This window comes from Pseudomonas japonica, from assembly GCF_013522925.1.
GTDB classification, from domain to species: domain Bacteria; phylum Pseudomonadota; class Gammaproteobacteria; order Pseudomonadales; family Pseudomonadaceae; genus Aquipseudomonas; species Aquipseudomonas japonica_A.
On the sequence record NZ_JAAMQU010000014.1, the window covers coordinates 82,080 to 99,899 of the forward strand.

Annotated in this window: 17 protein-coding genes; 6 read left to right on the forward strand and 11 right to left on the reverse strand. The window is 63.2% G+C overall.

Annotation, left to right across the window (positions count from 1 at the left end; all coding sequences use genetic code 11):
• The first annotated feature begins 100 nt into the window (after nt 1-100).
• The 4 genes from G7016_RS20855 (at nt 101) to G7016_RS20870 (ending at nt 5,741) form a co-directional block, all read left to right on the forward strand.
• Nucleotides 101-1,894: a di-heme-cytochrome C peroxidase gene (locus G7016_RS20855; RefSeq protein ID WP_181117622.1), complete on the forward strand. Its 1,794-nt coding sequence runs from the start codon at nt 101-103 to the stop codon at nt 1,892-1,894.
• Entirely contained in the window at nt 1,891-3,069 is a 1,179-nt protein-coding gene (locus G7016_RS20860) for a catalase family protein (protein WP_181117623.1), read from the forward strand. The genes G7016_RS20855 and G7016_RS20860 overlap by 4 nt, the downstream gene beginning before the upstream one ends.
• 97 nt (nt 3,070-3,166) lie before the next feature.
• Nucleotides 3,167-4,870 carry an amidase gene (locus G7016_RS20865; RefSeq protein ID WP_181117668.1) on the forward strand — a complete coding sequence of 568 codons (1,704 nt, stop codon included), beginning with the start codon at nt 3,167-3,169 and terminating at the stop codon, nt 4,868-4,870.
• Nucleotides 4,871-4,940: 70 nt separating this feature from the next.
• The gene (locus tag G7016_RS20870) at nt 4,941-5,741 is read left to right on the forward strand and encodes an HpcH/HpaI aldolase family protein (protein WP_181117624.1); all 801 of its coding nucleotides are present in this window, start codon (nt 4,941-4,943) and stop codon (nt 5,739-5,741) included.
• Nucleotides 5,742-5,832: 91 nt separating this feature from the next.
• Here the strand turns inward: G7016_RS20870 and G7016_RS20875 are convergent, their stop codons facing one another.
• A complete protein-coding gene (locus G7016_RS20875) occupies nt 5,833-6,486 on the reverse strand; it encodes a hypothetical protein (RefSeq protein WP_181117625.1) in 654 nt (217 codons plus the stop codon).
• Nucleotides 6,487-6,574: 88 nt separating this feature from the next.
• The gene (locus G7016_RS20880; protein ID WP_181117626.1) at nt 6,575-7,738 is read right to left on the reverse strand and encodes an AAA family ATPase; all 1,164 of its coding nucleotides are present in this window, start codon (nt 7,736-7,738) and stop codon (nt 6,575-6,577) included.
• A gap of 247 nt (nt 7,739-7,985) precedes the next feature.
• Here G7016_RS20880 and G7016_RS20885 point away from each other — a divergent pair, with 247 nt between their 5' ends.
• Nucleotides 7,986-9,113 carry a saccharopine dehydrogenase family protein gene (locus tag G7016_RS20885; RefSeq protein ID WP_181117627.1) on the forward strand — a complete coding sequence of 376 codons (1,128 nt, stop codon included), beginning with the start codon at nt 7,986-7,988 and terminating at the stop codon, nt 9,111-9,113.
• Between the two features lies 1 nt (nt 9,114).
• Nucleotides 9,115-9,591, forward strand: coding sequence for a DUF2269 family protein (locus G7016_RS20890; protein ID WP_181117628.1), 477 nt, complete (start codon nt 9,115-9,117; stop codon nt 9,589-9,591).
• Nucleotides 9,592-9,608: 17 nt separating this feature from the next.
• Here the strand turns inward: G7016_RS20890 and G7016_RS20895 are convergent, their stop codons facing one another.
• The 9 genes from G7016_RS20895 to G7016_RS20935 all read right to left on the reverse strand — a co-directional run bounded on the left by G7016_RS20895 (nt 9,609) and on the right by G7016_RS20935 (nt 17,806).
• The gene (locus G7016_RS20895; RefSeq protein WP_375139225.1) at nt 9,609-10,223 is read right to left on the reverse strand and encodes a hypothetical protein; all 615 of its coding nucleotides are present in this window, start codon (nt 10,221-10,223) and stop codon (nt 9,609-9,611) included.
• A gap of 32 nt (nt 10,224-10,255) precedes the next feature.
• A complete protein-coding gene (locus tag G7016_RS20900; protein WP_181117630.1) occupies nt 10,256-10,561 on the reverse strand; it encodes a DUF2845 domain-containing protein in 306 nt (101 codons plus the stop codon).
• A gap of 73 nt (nt 10,562-10,634) precedes the next feature.
• On the reverse strand, nt 10,635-11,816 hold the full coding sequence (locus G7016_RS20905) for an HPP family protein (protein WP_181117631.1): 1,182 nt from the start codon (nt 11,814-11,816) through the stop codon (nt 10,635-10,637).
• Nucleotides 11,817-11,994: 178 nt separating this feature from the next.
• On the reverse strand, nt 11,995-12,960 hold the full coding sequence (locus tag G7016_RS20910; protein ID WP_258195267.1) for a class I SAM-dependent methyltransferase: 966 nt from the start codon (nt 12,958-12,960) through the stop codon (nt 11,995-11,997).
• Nucleotides 12,957-14,372, reverse strand: coding sequence for an iron-containing redox enzyme family protein (locus G7016_RS20915; RefSeq protein ID WP_181117632.1), 1,416 nt, complete (start codon nt 14,370-14,372; stop codon nt 12,957-12,959). The genes G7016_RS20910 and G7016_RS20915 overlap by 4 nt, the downstream gene beginning before the upstream one ends.
• Before the next feature lie 109 nt (nt 14,373-14,481).
• Nucleotides 14,482-15,261: a cyclase family protein gene (locus tag G7016_RS20920; protein ID WP_181117633.1), complete on the reverse strand. Its 780-nt coding sequence runs from the start codon at nt 15,259-15,261 to the stop codon at nt 14,482-14,484.
• Nucleotide 15,262: 1 nt separating this feature from the next.
• Complete coding sequence (locus G7016_RS20925; RefSeq protein ID WP_181117634.1) at nt 15,263-16,243, reverse strand: NAD-dependent epimerase/dehydratase family protein; 981 nt, start codon at nt 16,241-16,243, stop codon at nt 15,263-15,265.
• Nucleotides 16,244-16,253: 10 nt separating this feature from the next.
• Nucleotides 16,254-17,231 carry a fumarylacetoacetate hydrolase family protein gene (locus G7016_RS20930; RefSeq protein ID WP_181117635.1) on the reverse strand — a complete coding sequence of 326 codons (978 nt, stop codon included), beginning with the start codon at nt 17,229-17,231 and terminating at the stop codon, nt 16,254-16,256.
• Entirely contained in the window at nt 17,228-17,806 is a 579-nt protein-coding gene (locus tag G7016_RS20935; RefSeq protein ID WP_181117636.1) for a cupin domain-containing protein, read from the reverse strand. Before G7016_RS20935 ends, G7016_RS20930 begins: the two co-directional genes overlap by 4 nt.
• Nucleotides 17,807-17,820: the final 14 nt, after the last annotated feature.

Below are 17,820 nucleotides of genomic sequence, written 5' to 3' on the forward strand. Positions count from 1 at the left end.
CCGCAGAGCCATCACTCAAGAACCGGAAAGATAAATAGCCACTTGCCATCATCTGGGCGATCAGGCATAAAAGGCGCCGTTTTCTCCAAGGATGGCCGTGATGCGCGTTGTTTCCTGGGTGTTTGGCACCCTGCTTGTAGCCCTGCTGGCGTTGCTAGGTGTGGTGCTGTATTTCACCGCGTGGCCGAACTTGCCGGCCTACAGCCCACCTTCACGGGTGGAATATCTGCCCCAGTGGAGCGAGGCCGACCGCCAGGCCTATTACTTCACGCCACAGGGAACACAAGTCAAAGGCTTGCGCTATCAATGGTTCACGGCGCTGGAACAACCGTTTTCCGCAACGCCGTTCGCGCTTCAGGCTAACCTGGGGCGATTTGGCTTTCTCTTCGATACCCAGCGCAGCGCCGCCAACACAGGCCGCTTGCCAGTGGGGTTCACTCAACATGTGAACCCTGCCGATGGCCAGCGTTACCTGGACATCACCTGTGCGGCCTGCCATACCGGCGAGCTGCGCTACCAAGGCACCGCGGTGCGAATCGACGGCGGCACCGCCCAACACGTACTGCCTTCTACCGTACCTACCCTGCGCGGCGGCAGCTTCGGCCAGGCCTTGGTGGCAAGCCTGGCGGCCACGGCCTACGTTCCCTGGAAGTTTGACCGCTTCGCCCGCAAGGTGCTGGGGGATGGCTACCCGCATGGCAAGAACGAATTGCGAAGCCAGCTTCGCCAAACACTGTTCACCTTCCTGAAGGCGGCCTGGAACGACACGCACCGCGGCCTGTATCCGGTGCAGGAAGGCCCCGGGCGCACCGATGCGTTCGGGCGCATCGCCAACGCGGCCTTCGGCGACGGGCTTACGCCAGCCAATTACCGCCAGGGGAACGCCCCAGTGGACTACCCCCAGCTGTGGGACATCTGGACGTTCGACTGGGTGCAATGGAACGGCTCTGCCCAGCAGCCGATGGCACGTAATATCGGCGAATCCCTCGGCGTGGGCGCCACCCTGGAGTACCGGGACGCGCAAGGCCAGCCACACACCGGCGATGACCGCTACCCCTCCAGCGTGCGCGTGAACGATCTGCACCTGATCGAGGAAACGCTGCAACGGCTGGCACCTCCAGCCTGGCCTGAGGACGTGCTTGGGCATGTGGATCTGGCCCTTGCCAACCAAGGGCGTGCGCTGTTCGAGGAAAATTGCCACACCTGCCACGTGCCTCACACTGAGATGAAGAATGGCCGCCCGGTGGCGACGCTGCGCATGCTACCCACTCAGGTGATCGGCACCGACCCCACGGCCGCCGATAACATTGCCGACCACCGCTTCGATTTGAGCAGCCTGAACTGGACCGCTGAAGACCTGGCTGGCCTGAACGTGGTAACTGCACCCCAGCAAGTGGACCTTCATAGTGTGTCCGTCGCCATGGGCCTGGCCTGGGTGACCGCCTTCGTCGAGCGCCGCGCCTACGCGGACGCGGGTATCCCCCTCGACCTGCAAGGGCGGATGAACGGCTTCGACCTGCCCATCGGCGTACGCGAGCTGCGCGCCTACAAGGCGCGGCCACTGGCCGGCGTATGGGCAACCCCGCCCTTCTTGCATAACGGCTCAGTACCTACGATTTATCAATTGCTGTCCCCCCAGGACGAGCGCGCCATCACCTTCTACCGGGGCACGTTCGACTACGACCCGCAGCACCTCGGCTACAAGACCGAGGCGTTTGCGGGTGGCTTCCTGTTCGACACACGCATCGCTGGCAACCGTAACAGCGGCCACGAATTCCGCGACGGCCCCCAGGGGAATGGGGTGATCGGCCGGCTGCTGCAGCCCAGCGAGCGCTGGGCCTTGCTCGAATACCTGAAAGTGCTTGGTGGCCCGCTGGAGAAACACCTGCCATGACCGAACGTACGTTGTTCCTTTCGCGCAAACGCGGCCGCATCGTTGCCGCCTGGTTGTGGTTTGGCCGAGTGCTGGCCTGGCTGCTGGCAACGCTGTTGATACTGGGTGCGATCGGCTGGGCTGGTAGTGCGCTCTGGTATGCCTGGAAGTTCTCCGGGCCCGTGGCTGCGGTGGAACAGGTGCCGCCGGGCGAAGCGGCGATGACCCAGGACATTATCCAGACCGCCATACGGATCGTGGACAAATACCGTACCGACACTCGCTACCTGCGCGACGCCCATGCCAAAGCCCATGGCTGCGTGCGCGCCGAGTTGAGCGTGGACGGCGACCTTCCCGCTCAGTGGCGCCAAGGGGTATTCAGCGAACCGGGTAAAACCTGGCAGGCTTGGATGCGGCTCTCTAACGGCAATGCCTACCCCCAGTTCGATAACATTTCCGACGCACGCGGCATGGCGATCAAGCTGCTGGATGTGCCGGGCACGCCCTTGCTGGCCAGCCAACAGGCGCGCCATGAGCAAGACTTCGTCATGTTCAACCACCCCAACTTCTTCGTCAGTGACGTGGCAGAGTACCGGCAGAACATTGCCGCGCAAGCCGAGGGCAAGCGCGCCATGGCCTTCTTCCCGTCGTGGGACCCGCGCACCTGGCAGATCCGCCATGTGTTCATTGCCTTCGCCACCCTGAGCAAGGCGCCCGACTCCCCGGCCGACGCCACCTACTACTCCGTGGCCCCCTACCGTTATGGCAACGCCAACGCCAAGTTCCGGGTAATTCCCGAGCCGTCGGCGTGCCCTGCCTACAACCTGCCGGCCATGAACCGGGACCAGCCCAACTTCCTCCGAGGCGCGTTGTATCAGCAGTTGTCCACGGACCGCCAGCCTGCCTGTTTCGCCTTGCAGGTCCAATTGCAGGACGCCAACCGTTACATGCCGCTGGAGGACACCAGCGTGGAGTGGAAAGAAAGCGATTCGGCCTTCCGCACTGTGGGCCATCTGCGCCTGCCACCGCAGGACTTCGACACGCCGGAGCAGAACCTGGCCTGCGACAACATGCGCTTCAGCCCCTGGCACGGCATCGAAGCGCATCAGCCGCTGGGCGGCATCAATCGCCTGCGCAAGGCGGTATACGAAGCCGTGGCCGACTACCGCAACGCCCGCAACGCAGCCCAACAGTAGCAGCCGGGGGCCGGCCTTCCGGCGCTGCCGGCCAACGTTGCACTGGCGTCACAGGCTCGCCAGAATGGCACCTTTCAACCTGTTGACCGGTGCCAGCATGATCGAAGTAACCGAAGTGTCCATCGCCCAGTTGCGGGCGGCGCTCGAAGCGGGGACAACCACCGCCGTCGAGCTGGTGCAGGCATACCTGGCCCGCATCGAGGCCTATGACGGCCCGGCCACTGCCACCCGGCTCAACGCGGTGGTGGTGCACAACCCCGAGGCGCTGGCCGAAGCGCAGGCCAGCGATGAGCGTCGGCGCCGTGGCGAAACCCTCGGCCCGCTGGATGGCATACCCTACACCGCCAAGGACAGTTACTTGGTCAAAGGGCTGACCGCCGCGTCTGGCAGCCCTGCCTTTGCCGACCTGGTGGCCTATCGCGATGCCTTCACCATCGAGCGTTTGCGCGGTGCAGGGTCGATCTGCCTGGGCAAGACCAACATGCCGCCCATGGCCAACGGAGGTATGCAGCGGGGCGTATACGGCAGGGCCGAAAGCCCTTACAACGGTGATTACCTCACTGCCCCATTCGCCTCGGGATCCTCCAACGGCGCCGGCACGGCGACTGCAGCCAGCTTTGCCGCCTTCGGCCTGGCCGAAGAAACCTGGTCCAGCGGTCGCGGCCCGGCCTCGAACAACGGCTTGTGCGCCTACACGCCTTCGCGCGGAGTAATCTCGGTGCGCGGCAACTGGCCGCTTACGCCCACCATGGATGTGGTGGTGCCGTTCGCGCGGACCATGGCCGACCTGCTGGAAGTGCTGGACGTGATCGTGGCCGTGGATACCGATACCCGTGGCGACCTCTGGCGCTTGCAGCCTTGGGTGCCCATTCCATCCGTAGCCGACGTGCGCCCCGCCTCTTATTCGGCACTGGCCGCTGAACAGGGCGCGCTGGCCGGCAAGCGTTTCGGCGTACCGCGCATGTATATCAATGCCGACCCGCAGGCGGGCACCAGCGAAGCGCCGGGCATCGGCGGCCCTACTGGGCAACGCATTCATACGCGGCCTACGGTGATCGACCTGTGGGAGCAAGCCCGCCAGGCTCTGGAAGCTGCTGGCGCCAAGGTAGTGGAAGTGGACTTCCCCCTGGTGTCCAATTGCGAAGGCGACCGCCCCGGCGCGCCCACGGTGTTCAACCGAGGGCTGGTATCGAAAGAGTTCCTCCACCACGAACTCTGGGATCTCACCGCCTGGGCGTTCGACGATTTCCTGCAGGCCAACGGCGACCCGAAGCTGAACCGGCTGGTAGACGTCAACGGCCCGCTGATCTTCCCCCACGACCCGGGCACCCTGCCCAACCGTGAGGGCGACCTGGCGGCCGGCATGGATGAATACGTGCGCATGGCCGAGCGCGGCATCACCCCGTGGGACCAGATCCCTACCGTGCCCGACGGCCTGCGCGCCCTGGAGGCCACCCGCAAAGCCGACCTTGAAGATTGGATGGCAGAGCGAGGGCTGGATGCCGTGGTGTTCCCCACCGTGGCCGATGTTGCACCCGCCGATGCCGACGTAAACCCAGCCGCGGCTGACATTGCCTGGAGCAACGGCGTATGGGTGGCAAACGGCAACCTCGCCATCCGCCACCTCGGCGTGCCTACCGTGACAGTGCCCATGGGGCTAATGGCTGACATCGGCATGCCCGTAGGGCTGACCTTCGCTGGCCGCGCGTACGACGACACCGCGCTGTTGCGTTTTGCCGCCGCGTTCGAAGCCACCGGCAACCGCCGCCGCATCCCGCCGCGTACGCCGCCGCTTGCCTGAGACGGGCGCTGAACCACCGTTTTGCCTACGCTTGCACGACAACACTGGCCATGATTGCCGAGGTAGCTCAATGCAAATGCCTGTAAACCGTTTCAAAGCCCGCTTGGCGTCCCGCGAGCCGCAATACGGCCTGTGGGCCGGTTTCGCCAATGGCTATGCCGCCGAAATAGCGGCCAGTGTGGGCTATGACTGGCTGCTGATCGATGGCGAGCACGCGCCCAATGGGGTGGCCAGCGTGCTGGCCCAGTTGCAGGCTGTTGCGCCGTATGCCAGCGCGCCGGTGGTGCGCTCGGTCAACAGCGACCCCGCGCTGATCAAGCAGTTGCTGGACATCGGTGTGCAAACGCTCATGGTGCCCATGGTGGAAACGGCCGAGCAGGCACGGGCCATCGTGCGTGCCATGCGCTATCCACCGGCAGGCATCCGCGGCGTGGGCGGCGGCCTCACCCGCGCCACCCGCTGGGATGGAGTGGACAATTACCTGGCCACCGCCCATGAGCAGCTGTGCCTGATTGTGCAGGTAGAGTCGCGCCTGGGCGTAGCCAATGCCGCTGAAATCGCTGCGGTCGAGGGTGTGGACGCGGTATTCGTAGGGCCCGCCGACCTGTCTATCGGCCTGGGCCACCCGGGCAACCCGCTGCATCCAGAGGTGCAGGCGCAGATCCGCCACGCCATCGACGCCACCCTTCACGCCGGCAAGGCGTCAGGGATCCTCGCGCCAGTGGAAGCCGACGCGCGCCGCTATCGGGAATGGGGCTGCAACTTCATTGCGGTGGGCATCGACATCAGCCTGCTGCGCACCGCCGCTCGCGCCAACCTTGCGTTGTACCGTGACGAGGAATTACCGACGGTATCTTCGAGCACCTACTAAGTGCGCAGAACGATCCAGCATGGCCTTACCGTGTACCACCGCCTATGAATTGGTCCGGGGTGATGGCAGGGAGGCCAAGCGGGGGCGCTTGCTAACGCAAGGAAGTCAGGACCTGAAGAAGGCGGGAATAAAATTGGTAAAAGCTGGGCATTGCATCCGCCAGCCGCTCGCCGTCGAAGTTATTGCCTGCAAGCCAATGAATGAGCGCGTCTGCAGTGGCTTCGGTACCAAGCACTGCAGCAAGCATCGCTTTGGCCGAATTGGGGGAGCGATCATTGCCCGGTAATTCCTCCAGTTGCTCGCACCCTTGGTAAGGATTGTCTTTTGCCGCGCAAATGAACCAGGCCTCCGATTTAGGCATAGGCAGCATTGCAACACCACGATCGAAACCTGCCCGGTCAAAACCAGCCTCAATTGAATCGAGTTTGGTCTCCCATAGCGTGCGATCCGAGGTATTGGTGCCGTCTGTATCACGAAAGAAAACCGCGACCACAGCGTCGTTTTCCAGACGCTCCAGTTCCAACGCCGCCTCGCCAAGCATCCAGGCACTGATATAGAAAAAACCGGTTTCCACCGGGCGCTTCCTGCCTGCGAGAGCGAAACGGCGCTGACGCTTACGTTCGGCAGCCTTATCGGCAAGGGCGGATTCAGAATGATAGTGGTAGGTGTCGGGGCAGGCGTCTCTAGGGCTATACCCTAATACCGCATGAATCACATTATCAACAACGATTGCCAAAGGGCCCAAGCGATAATCTACGCCCCTGCAAGCTGAAGTTGATAGAGCACAACACCCCAGATCGCTTACGCCTTCTCCACTAAATAACACATGCATTCTACTGCCCAGCCTCTAGGCCAGATTCTTCGGCATCCAGGCGATGGCACTCGGCGATCAAGGCGCTAAGGCTAGTATCAACAAAAGCTTCCCCTGGCCCCATCACACCCAACTTGGCTCTCATTCGGGGAAGTGCAAAAAGTGGGCGACTACATGTGGAACCGCCCGTTGAACGGTACACGAAGCGAACCGACTCCGCAGCTACATCATCGTCCAGATAGTTCAGGATCATTGGGCTATGCGTAGTTACAATTACCTGATGAGGCGAATTCTGCAACAACTCCACCAAACGCTCCACTATTTCGGGATTCACTCCATTTTCAACTTCATCAAAGATTAGCAAAGAGGGCTCGGTCGCTGACTGGGCAATGATGGCCAATATCCGCAACAGGCCATCATTTATATGTTTTGCCTCGGTTTCGACCAAGATATCGCCATACGACTCTATCACCTGCAGCTTTTTCCAGCCTGCGCGCTCTTGCTTTACCTTGAAATCCACAACGGCGGGGTAAAACCCTTTCAGTAGCTCAAGTAATTTTTCCCTTTTTTCGCCCTTGAGCGAGTAAAGGAAGGAAGCGAGCTTCTCCCCACCGGGACCGACATCATCGGCCGTGTCTCTCAACGAAGAGCGCATCAAGTGAGGAGACAGCAACTCTAGTGATTTGATCCTCAGCATGGCCTGCTTTACTTCAAGCACTTCCGGCGGCAACAGGCTTTCCTTCAAACCGGTCAGTATGGAGCCGTTGTAAATAAAATCTATCCGCTCCGGAGCGCTATCGCCAATGTAGTACCTGCCCCGGTGTACCCTAAACAGCACGGAATCATCGCTATCCCGTTCAACACGTTCGGACGTGCAGCTATTGGAAAACCTGTTATAGGCACCAACCCAACGGTATTTTTCCCCTGAAGAGATAACAACATCCAAGCCGAGTGCAATGTTCGAGGAATGCGTGAACTTGGAACCAAGATCCGTTGCAGACCATCCCCTTTTCTGCAACCATTGCTCCACATCGCCACGCATGATATGCGAACAAAAATCAAGCAATTGCAGTATCGTACTCTTGCCTGCGCCGTTCAGGCCAACCAGGCAGGTAAACCGGCCAAGATCATCAAGGGTAAAATTTGCCAGCGACTTAAACCCCTGAGCTCCGAAAGCAGTGATCATTGTTTATCCTTGAGTTCGAGGCAGCGTTCAGCTCATTAGTTGCGATCATCCTACCTTAAATCACGAGTGGTCGGCCACGCTGCCCCGATCGTTACGCTGTTGACCTGCCACCCAAGTCTGAGCCCTCTAACCTACCCTCGCTGTCATGAATGGGGCTTTTACACGTGGATCCTTGCACCGGCTCAGCGTGCAGGTAACCTATGCCTGTGTTCGGGCCAGTGCTGGCCCATTGCATAAGGAATGCACCGTGGCATTGCGAGTATTGGTGGTAGGCGCGTATGGGAATTTTGGGCGGATCATCAGCAACCACTTGAATCGTATTCCCGGGCTTGAGCTGGTGATCACCGGCCGGGACCCCCGTAAGCTCGACGCCCGCCTTCGCGAGCTGGAATTGGCATCCGGCGTTCGCCACGCCGGATGGTGTGGCGATGTACTGCTTCCCGGTTTCGCCCACGCCTTGCCCGGGTTGAAGGTCGATTGGGTCATTCACACCGGCGGGCCGTTCCAGGGGCAGCTTTACAGCGTTGCCGAGGCCTGCATTGCCGCCGGGGTGAACTATTGCGACCTGGCGGACTGCCGGTCTTTCGTCAACGGTATCGGCACGCTCGATGAGCAGGCACGTAACGCCGGCGTAGCGATACTGAGCGGTTGCAGCTCGGTGCCAAGCCTTTCGTGTGCCATTCTCGACCACGCCAAGGAGCGCTTCTGGCGAATTGACTCGATCGAACATGGCATTTCATCCTCAGCCAAAATGCCTGGGCTCTCGACCGTAGAAGGAGTGCTGGCCTACGCGGGGCGGCCAATCACCCAGTTGCGCGGGGGTAGCGTTTACCCGGTGACCGGCTGGCTGGGCCTGACGTTCAAGCGTTTACCCAAACTGGGGTGGCGGCTGGTCTCCAATGTGGACGTACCTGACATGGATATTCTCGCCAGCCGTTACGGCGCACGTCGGCTTGCCTTCAAGGCGGGGCCGGGCCTTATGCTGGGCGCAATCGCCAATGGGTTATTGGCCATGGCCATCAAGGCTGGATTGCTAAGCAACCCTCTTCGCTGGGCAAGGCGCCTGCACCGCCTGGGTACCCGCTTCGAAGGCCTGGGCGATGGCAAAAGCGCCATGTACCTGGACGTAAGCGGCGTAGGCACGAACGGGCAGCCGGTGTTGCTCCAGTCACAAGTGACCGCCTACGACGACAAGGGCCCGGAAATCCCTAGTTGCGCCGCTGTTGCGTTGATGATCAAGGTTGCTGCTGGCTATCGTCCCCACCCGGGCGCGCGGCCCTGCGTAGGTGAAATCACCTTGAACGAGTACCTCGATGCCATCGCTGCGCCCGAACAGGTGCGCTTCGACCTCCGCTACACCCGGCAGCGGCCCTGACATGATTTACCTTTGGGTGAAGTACCTGCACATCATCGCCGCCGTGTTTCTGTTCGGTTTCAGCATGGGTTCGTTTCTCTACCTGATCGCCGCACGCCGCACCGGCGATGCCAGGCTGGTCGCCGGTGTAGCGACATGGGTGGTGCGGTTCGATAACTGGATCACCACCCCTGCCGGTGTGCTGCAACTGGCTACGGGGTATGCGCTGGCCAGCATGGCTGGTTGGCGCCTGAGTCAAGGCTGGCTACTTGCGGGCCTGGTGATTCTCTTCAGCGTAGGAGCACTTTGGCTGCCAGTGCTGATGCTGCAAAAGCGCATGCAGCAACTTGCGGCAAGCGCTGCGCTGTCGGGTGCCCCTCTGTGCGAACGGTTCGACATGCTGTATCGGCGCTGGTTCTGGCTGGGGGTGGCGGGCTTTGCCGGCATGTTCCTCATTGTGCTGGTGATGACCACCAGAACGCTGCCCTGGGCCTGGTAGCGCACAAGCCCCGGGGCTCACATCGGTGGGGTAATCCCGTCCTTGCCCACCAGTACCGATTGCGCCTGAGCACCGCCGTGGTCATCCGGCACGGCGAACACGATCACATGAGCCTTGGCGGGCGCGCTGGCGGTGAGCAGCGAAGTGTCCGCCGGGTCGATGCGCACAATCGGCACGCCGTCCGGCACCACGATGGTTTTCTCGCCGTCGGGGTAGGTGACCGTCAACCGGCGGCCTTGGGCAACCTTCACCGCGCCCACGGTTCCGTTGGTCATGGTGGCCTGGGCGCCTTCGGCGCTTTGCCATGGCCGGTGCCCTTCGCCGCTGCCGCGCAGGCTGGGCGCGAATACGTGTACCTCCAATGCCTTCAGGGTGCCGTCGGGTTGCGGGACTGCGGCGGTCCCGATGTAGCTATCGGCCGTGATGTCCGCAGGGCTGGCCAATGCGATGCTGCGCACCGTGGTTTGCGGCGTGAGCGCCACGGTGATGGCCTGGCCGGCGGCGGTGGTCATTCTCAGCTGGTTGTTGTCTACCGCATCCAGCGTACCGCGGACCTTTTCAACCATACCCGGGGGCGCGGCCAGGGCCGCTGTAGAGAGCAACAAGGCAAGCAAGGGGGCCAGACGCATGATCTTCCTCTTTCGAATATGGCCGAGGGCTAGGGCTAGCCCCTGTCGCCAGTGATACGCACCAACTCGTCACCTTCGAACCGCAGGTAGTGATACATCCCCGAATTGGGGCCGTAGGTCCACTCCTCCACGGGCAGCTCCAGCCGACGGCCAGCGCCAGCGCTCACACGCACCGAGCCCTGAGGGGAACGGCTGGTGGGCTCGCCACATTTGCGCAGCACCTCGCCCATGCGGTCGTGAACAGAAATGAGCGCACTGTTGCAGCGTAGCGTGTCATCGGCCCAAGCGAAGCCGGCGCAGAACAACAATGCGCTGGCGAGCAGGGAAAGAGAGGGCTTCATGAGTCACCGGTCAGGTCAGGAACACCACGCCATCTTAACCGCTACTGCTGCTGGCTTCAGCTTTGGGCGACATTCACGCCCGCACCGCTTGGTAAAGCGCGCGGATCAAATCCGATTGGGTGATGATCCCCACCAGCCGCTGCCCTTCGTCGATGATCGGGATGTGCCGATGGCCGTTCTCGGAGAACACCGGCACCAGGTCGATCAGCAAGCGGTCATGGCTGGCCACGCGAACGGTGCGGGTCATGATCTGGCCAACCGTGCGTGCGTGCGCAGGCTTGGGGCGCACCAGCGAGCGAAGGCGCCAGGCCATGCCCTCGTGCACGTCCAGGTCGATCTGCCGCATAAAGTCGGCAACCGTTACGATGCCCAGCAGGTGCTGACGCCCATCCACCACTGGCAAGGCCTTGATCCGGTGCTTACGCATGAGGGCCCAGGCGTCGCGCAGCGGCATTTCCACCCGCGCGGCCACCGGGTTTGCGCTCATCACGTCGGCGCAACGCACCTTGCCCATGGTGCGCTGATAAGCCAGCGCCTCCACTTCTTCGAGCAGGGCCTCGAGATCATCCCGACTGATGTCCAGCACTTCATTGTGGCGGGCCAGCACGGCGTCGAGGTCACTGCGCTGCAACCGGGTGCCCCCCTCGCCCGCAGCCGGTGCAGGCGGCGCGGCTCGATGAAGGTGCGGCCAGGGGCGACGGGTAAGGTTGTTGTACAGCAGGCCCGCGGCCACCAGCAGCAGCGAATCGAGCAGTACAGGCGTGACGGCAAACATGAACCGGTCGCAGCCGGTCAGCACCATTAGCAACGCCGACGCGCCGCCCGGTGGGTGCAGGCAGCGCAGGGCAAGCATCACTGCAATCGCCATCCCCACCGCCAGCCCAGCAGCCAGCGAGGCATCGGGCACCCACTTCACGCAGGCGATGCCTACCAGCGCCGACAGGGTATTACCGCCCACCACCGACCAGGGTTGTGCAAGCGGGCTTGAGGGCACCGCAAACACCAGCACCGCGCTGGCCCCCAGCGGTGCTACCAGGGCAAGGGCTAGCAGGCTGTGTTCATGGGCCAGGCCACCTTCGACCCAACTCGCGGCCAGGAAGGCTACCAGCAAAACGCCTAACGCGGCGCCGAGGCTGGCCCGCAGTTTTTCGCGACGGTTGATGGGTTGCGGCGCAGGCCACAACGCCCGGGCCAAAGCCAGCAGGCGCCACTGGCGCGAGGGAGGTTGGGGGTGTTCGGGAACAGGGGCAGGCATAGGCAACCAACATGAAAGACGAAGACAACCGGGGAGAGCCGCCAGTGGACCTGGCTGTGCCGGCGTAGCGGCGGGGATTTTAGCGTGGATGGAGATTGTCGGCACCTGCCGGGCTCAGTCGCCGCGCTATGCATTTCCCGCCGCCCGGATTCAGGAGCCGGCGAAACTGGCGAAACCCTCAGCGGGCAGTCGCGGTCAGCACCACCACGGCGATGCGCTCGGCGGTGGCGTAACCTTCCAGCTCCAAGTCTTCGCCGAACACATCCGGGTCGATTTCTTCGTAGTGCCAGTCGCCCTCGAAGCCTTCGAGCACCTGGCGAGCGCCTTCCAGGAACGGGTCCTGGCCCTTGACGATGGCCACACCGGTATACAGCAATACTGTTCCGCCAGTGGCCAGGCGCGGCAGTGATTCGGCCAGGATGCGCAGGGACAATGCACTGCCGAGCCCCGCGCCGCCGTCCCGGTAGGCCCGGCCTTTCGGGTCCTGCATATAAGGCGGGTTGGCGACGATAAGGTCGAACACCCCCTCTACCCTGCTCAGTACATCGCTGGGCTGTACCTGCAAGTTATCGGCCCCGGCCAGTTGCGCATTGATCCCGGCCAGGCGCAGGGCGCCCGGGTTGATGTCGGTTCCCCATACCTGGGCGTTCGGGCATGCCTTGGCGATCACCAGCGCCCCCGCACCGCTGCCAGTACCGATGTCTACCGCCCGCGCGGGCGGCGCGGCTCGTTGTGCCAGATGCGTCTGGATAGCGCGCGCGAAGCGGTAAGTGTCTGGCCCGAAGAACACGGCATCGGCAGCGTCTGTGGGGTAGCCCGAGTGCAACAGGCGTTGATCGCCCAAGGTTGAGCATCGCAGCGTGCTGCGCCAGAAGCCGGGGGTATCCGCCACTATCACGCCCTCGGCACGCAGAGCCTCCAACAGCGCGGCGGGCAGGAGGCTGGCCGCAAACGGGCGGTTCCAGCCAAACGCATCGCGCAAATCCGAACCCGGGCCGGGATCGCGATTCAGGTTGCGTTGGTGAGTCAAGGGCGTCGGGGTAATGAAGCGGTAACGCTGCTCTGCCAGGTAGCGCCCCAAGGCAAAGATGGCGCCGCCCTCTTCTACAGGCGCCAACCCTTCAAACACCTGCGCCATGGTCATCGGCCTACCCCCGGTTCACCGGCCAGTTCGCGGGCATACAAGCGCGTGGCATAAAGGCCCGCCGGGGTAGCGTGGCATTGGGGCGACAGGAAAGGAATCAGGCGCTCCAGGCGTGGCAATGGCCCGGGCTCAGCGAGGGCTGCCTGCACCTGGGTGCGCTCTTCAACGCTGGGGCCGGCCGCCTGAGCCAACGAGGTGGCCAAGGGGTGCTGCCGAAACTTCAGGCGGAACGGGTTATCGGCCCCGCGGCGCTGGTTATTCTCAGGCACATACCCATCGGCGATCCAGTCAGCCAGCAGTTGCTTTTCGTAGGCGCTGAACACGCCGAACATCGCCGCGCCCGGGCCATCGATCAGCTGCCAGAAGCGGCTTTCGCCTGGATCAGCCTTGCGCTTGATCCACCCCTTGCGCTCAAGCGCCGCAAGGAACGGGCGAATGCCCCCTGGCTCGGCCAGCCATTGGTTCACCGTTCTGCCTTCAACCTTGCAGTAATCGGAATGCATATGCTGGGCGAACACCTGCTTGCGTTCGAGCATCGCGACCAATTCTTCTTCGAGGTCGAACGCCGCGATGGCTGCGGTAGTACCCGTGCCCAATTCATTGAGCTGATAGCCGGCACGCACGCGCCGAATGAAATCCTCTTGCCCAACCGTGGGCATCAGTTCAAGCAGGCTGTGGGCGGCCTTTTGAGCATGCCCGGTACTGGCGTTATCAATGGTGACGTGCAATGTGAAGTAATACGGGTCGATCCCTAGCTCGTTCAGCTCGAAGGAGGTGATCAACAGGTGCAGCGGCAACTGTTCGTAGCCCAGGTTGAAGCCGATCACTTCGGGCATCAGGTCTTTGCCGAGCGCGCCAAGCGCCAGTTGGATGGCACCCTGCACGTAGCAGTCATCGTCCAGATCGGCGTGCGGCTCGCACTCCAGGTCGGCGATCAGTTTGCGGTACAGCACCACATGGTTCTGAGCAGGCTCGCCGTCGCCCAGCTCTTCGAGGTAGGTACGGATCAGCCCATGGTAGCGGCCGTCAGCCCAGTGGCTGAGCGTGCCGTACAGCCACGCACCGTCCACCAGCTTGGTGGGTGCCACCGCCCGCAGGAAATACAACGCGTGGGCGCGGCAGGTGAAGAACCGTCGCGGCGCGCCCTCGTGGCGTGCTTTGAGGTAACTGGCGTACTGCTCTGCCACACGGGCAGCATTGTCGGCCACCCACTGCTCGAGCGTATCGAAATGCCCGGGCAAGCCGCCCGGCACTTGCGCGGCTTCTTCGAGCCGGTCGCTCAGGTAGGCTCGCGCTGCGTCAAGCGTGTCGCCTTCAGGATGACGCATCAGGGCTTGATAAAGGTCCCTCGCCGGCGTGGTAGCCGGCAAGGCATGGGAGTTCGAGCAGACAAGGTTTTGCAAGGCAGTCATAGAGCAACTCGAATACGCTTTATAGTGCACGTTCGAGCGCCGCCGCCCTCAGGAATTCCTTGCCCGGCGACGATGGCGGATGAATGGCCGCTTCTCTTTCGTTCCGTGATTACTCGAAAATAGCCACGGCGCGCACGAACCCGGCGCTGGCTTTCTTGATCTTGTAAGGGAAGCAGCTCACGGTAAATCCAAAGGCAGGCAGCGTGTCCAGGTTCGCCAGCTTTTCCATCTGACCGTAGCCAATATCCCGGCCCGCCTTGTGCCCCTCCCAGATGAGCGAAGCGTCGCCGGTGGCGGCAAACCGCTCCCGCGTGTACTTGAACGGCGCGTCCCAGCTCCAGGCATCGGTGCCTACCACGCGCACGCCGCGGTCCAGCAGGTAAAGGGTGGCCTCGCGCCCCATGCCTACGCCTGCATCCAGGTAGCCTGGCTGGCCGAACAACGCCCCGGCCCGGGTATTCACCAGCACGATGTCCAGCGGTTGCAGCGTATGGCCGATACGGGCAAGTTCCGCCTCCACTTCGGCAGCCGTGACCACGTGGCCGTCTTCCATGGCACGGAAATCCAGTTTCACCCCCGGCCGCAGGCACCAATCCAGGGGCAGTTCGTCGATGCCCCAGGCGGACGTGCCTCCATCGGTGGTGGACGCGTAATGCCAGGGCGCGTCCATGTGGGTGCCACTATGAGTAGTGATCTGCAGACGCTCGGCGGCCCAGCTTTCGGCCCCCGGCATCTGGTCGATGGTGAGGCCGGGGAACATGGCGGCCATTTCCGGCCAGCCTTGCTGGTGGTCCATGTATTCGATGTGCGGCAACAACGGCGGTGGGTCGGTGTAAGGGTTATTTTCAAGGGTGACGGACAAGTCAACAAAGCGACGTTCAGACGTCATGTCACTGAACTCCATGCAAGGCGCGTTTCGACGCCGGGGTAAGGTTAAGGGCATTACGCACCAGCGCGCTGGCGGTGCCATCGTGACGCAGGCCCAAGGCTCTGGCCCGCGGTGCCCGCAGCACGGGGTAGGCGCCAAACAGGCGTTCAAGCTCCGGGTCGGGCTCATAACGCAACCGTGCGCGGCCCGCCTCACCGTAGCGGTCGGCTAGCGCATCCACTACCTCGGCGATGGACAGCCGCAACACGGGCAACTGCCACACGCGGCCGGCATCGGCTGGCACGCCTGCAACTTCGGCGGCGCGTATGAGGTTGTCGGCGCAACAGTTCACCGACATCCACCAGGCCGTGGCCTGGGGCGATACGGGGCAAGTGTACGGTTGCCCCGCCGCATAGCTGTGCAACAGCTCACTCATGAACGCCGAGCGCAGGCCGTTGGGTGCCGGCGGGCGAGCGACGATGCCGGGCAGGCGCAAGGCGCGGCCATCCACATCACCCCGCCGGGCGAGGTCTTCGATGGCGATCTCGATCATGCGCTTGTGCGCGCCGTAGCTCAGCGCCGGATGGGCCGGCGCCTGTTCGTCCATACGCGCTGGCAGCGCCGCGCCGTATACCGCCACGCTACTGGCAAATACCAGCACCGGGACGTTGCTCGCCTGGCGCAATTGCTCGAGCAGTTCCAGGCTGGCGAGCAGGTTCACCTGATAACCCAGCGGGTAATCGCGCTCTGCCGTGCCGCCGGCAATGCTCACCAGATGGAACACCACATCGATGCCGTCGGCCAGCACGCGGCGCAGCAACGCGGCGTCCGCAACGCTGCCCTCATGCCGGCGGACCCGGGAGTCCTCCACAGCGGTGTCAAACCCGGTATCGAGCAAGCGCAGCAGCGCCAGACGCTCGCCCCGCACATGCCCCTGAGCGAGCAGGCGGCGGGTCAGCGCCTGGCCCACAAAGCCGTTGGCGCCGGTGATCAATACACGCATGGGTCGCTCCTCAGGCCTGAGCCACCCGTTGCTCGATGGCCCCGAACAGCAGGCTACCGTCGGCGCCACACGCCTCCATGCGTACGCGGTCACCGAAACGCATAAAGCCGGTGACAGGCGCGCCGGACGCAATCATCTCGATGGCGCGGCGCTCGGCAATGCACGCCGAGCCTACGTCCCGGTTGCGATTGGAGACGGTGCCAGAGCCGATCAATGTGCCGGGGCCAAGGCGGCGCGTGAACGCGGCGTGGGCAATCAACTGATCGAAACCGAAGGTCATCTGGCCGCCGTGGGGGTGGCCGAACCATTGTTCGTTCCACTCCACCCGCAACGGCAACTGCACCCGGCCGTCGCGCCAGGCATCGCCCAACTCGTCGGGTGTAACGGCCAGCGGCGCGAAGGCCGAGGACGGCTTGGCCTGGAGGAAGCCGAAGCCGGTAGTCATTTCCCGCGGCGCCAAGGCACGCAGGCTCACATCGTTGAGCTGCAGGATCAGCTTCACATGGCCAAGCGCGTTTTCGGCCGGGCAGCCCAGCGGCACCTCGTCCACCAGCACGGCGAACTCACCCTCGAAGTCAATGCCGTGGCTTTCGCTGGGCAGCCGAATGTCGTCGTGCGGTCCCTGGAAATCATCGCCCGCGCCCTGGTACATCAAAGGGATGCGGTCTGCACCTTCGATAGGGGGAAGGTTGAAGGCTTTTTGCATCAGCTCGCCATGGCTCATGAAGGCCGAGCCATCGCACCATTGATAGGCCCGGGGCAAGGGTGCCATGGCCTGCCGCGGCTCGAAAGCGAACGCACCCGAACAGGCGCCGTGTTCCAGTTGCGCGGCCAGGGCCCGTAAGGCCGGCTCGCATTCATCCCAGCGCTCGATGGCCTGTTGCAAGGTTGCGGCAATGGGGGCTGCATCCACCGCCTTTGTCATGTCACGGCTTACCACTACAAGGCGCCCGTCGGCGCGGCCGTTTTTCAGCGTTGCGAGTTTCATCGGGCAACCTCCACGTTAACCAGCTCATCGGCATAGCGGCCATCGAGCAGCACGAACAGCATGCGAGCAGGCTGCTCGGTCCGGTTGCTCCAGGCATGGTTGGTGCCGCGCTGTACCACCACATCACCCCGCGTGAGGTGAATTTCTTCGTCGTCCAGCACCAGCCACACCTCCCCCTCCAGCACCACGCCGTAGTCGAGGGTTTCAGTGCGGTGCATCAGGGCATGGCGTGAGGTTGCATGACCGGTGCCCGCCTGGGCCTGGCCGATTTCGGCAAACGCTGCGGCGGCCGCTTCAGGCGACAGGCCGCTATGCTGGCTGTCCGGCGGAATGTCCACAACGCGCAACACGCTGCCCTGGGGGGCCGGGCCGAGCTTCAGGGGGCGGTCGCAGGGGTCCCCGGCGTTATCGATAGGCACGGGGCTTCCCTGGCTGTTCCACAGTTCATGGAACACAGTGCCGGGCACCGCTTGCAAAGGGAATACATGGGGCGTGGGTGCCGCGTCGATAGCGACAGCGCGGCCCCGGGCATCGTGCCCGGTGATCACACGCTTGAACGTAGGCAAGGCAGGCATGACGTGTCCTTGTT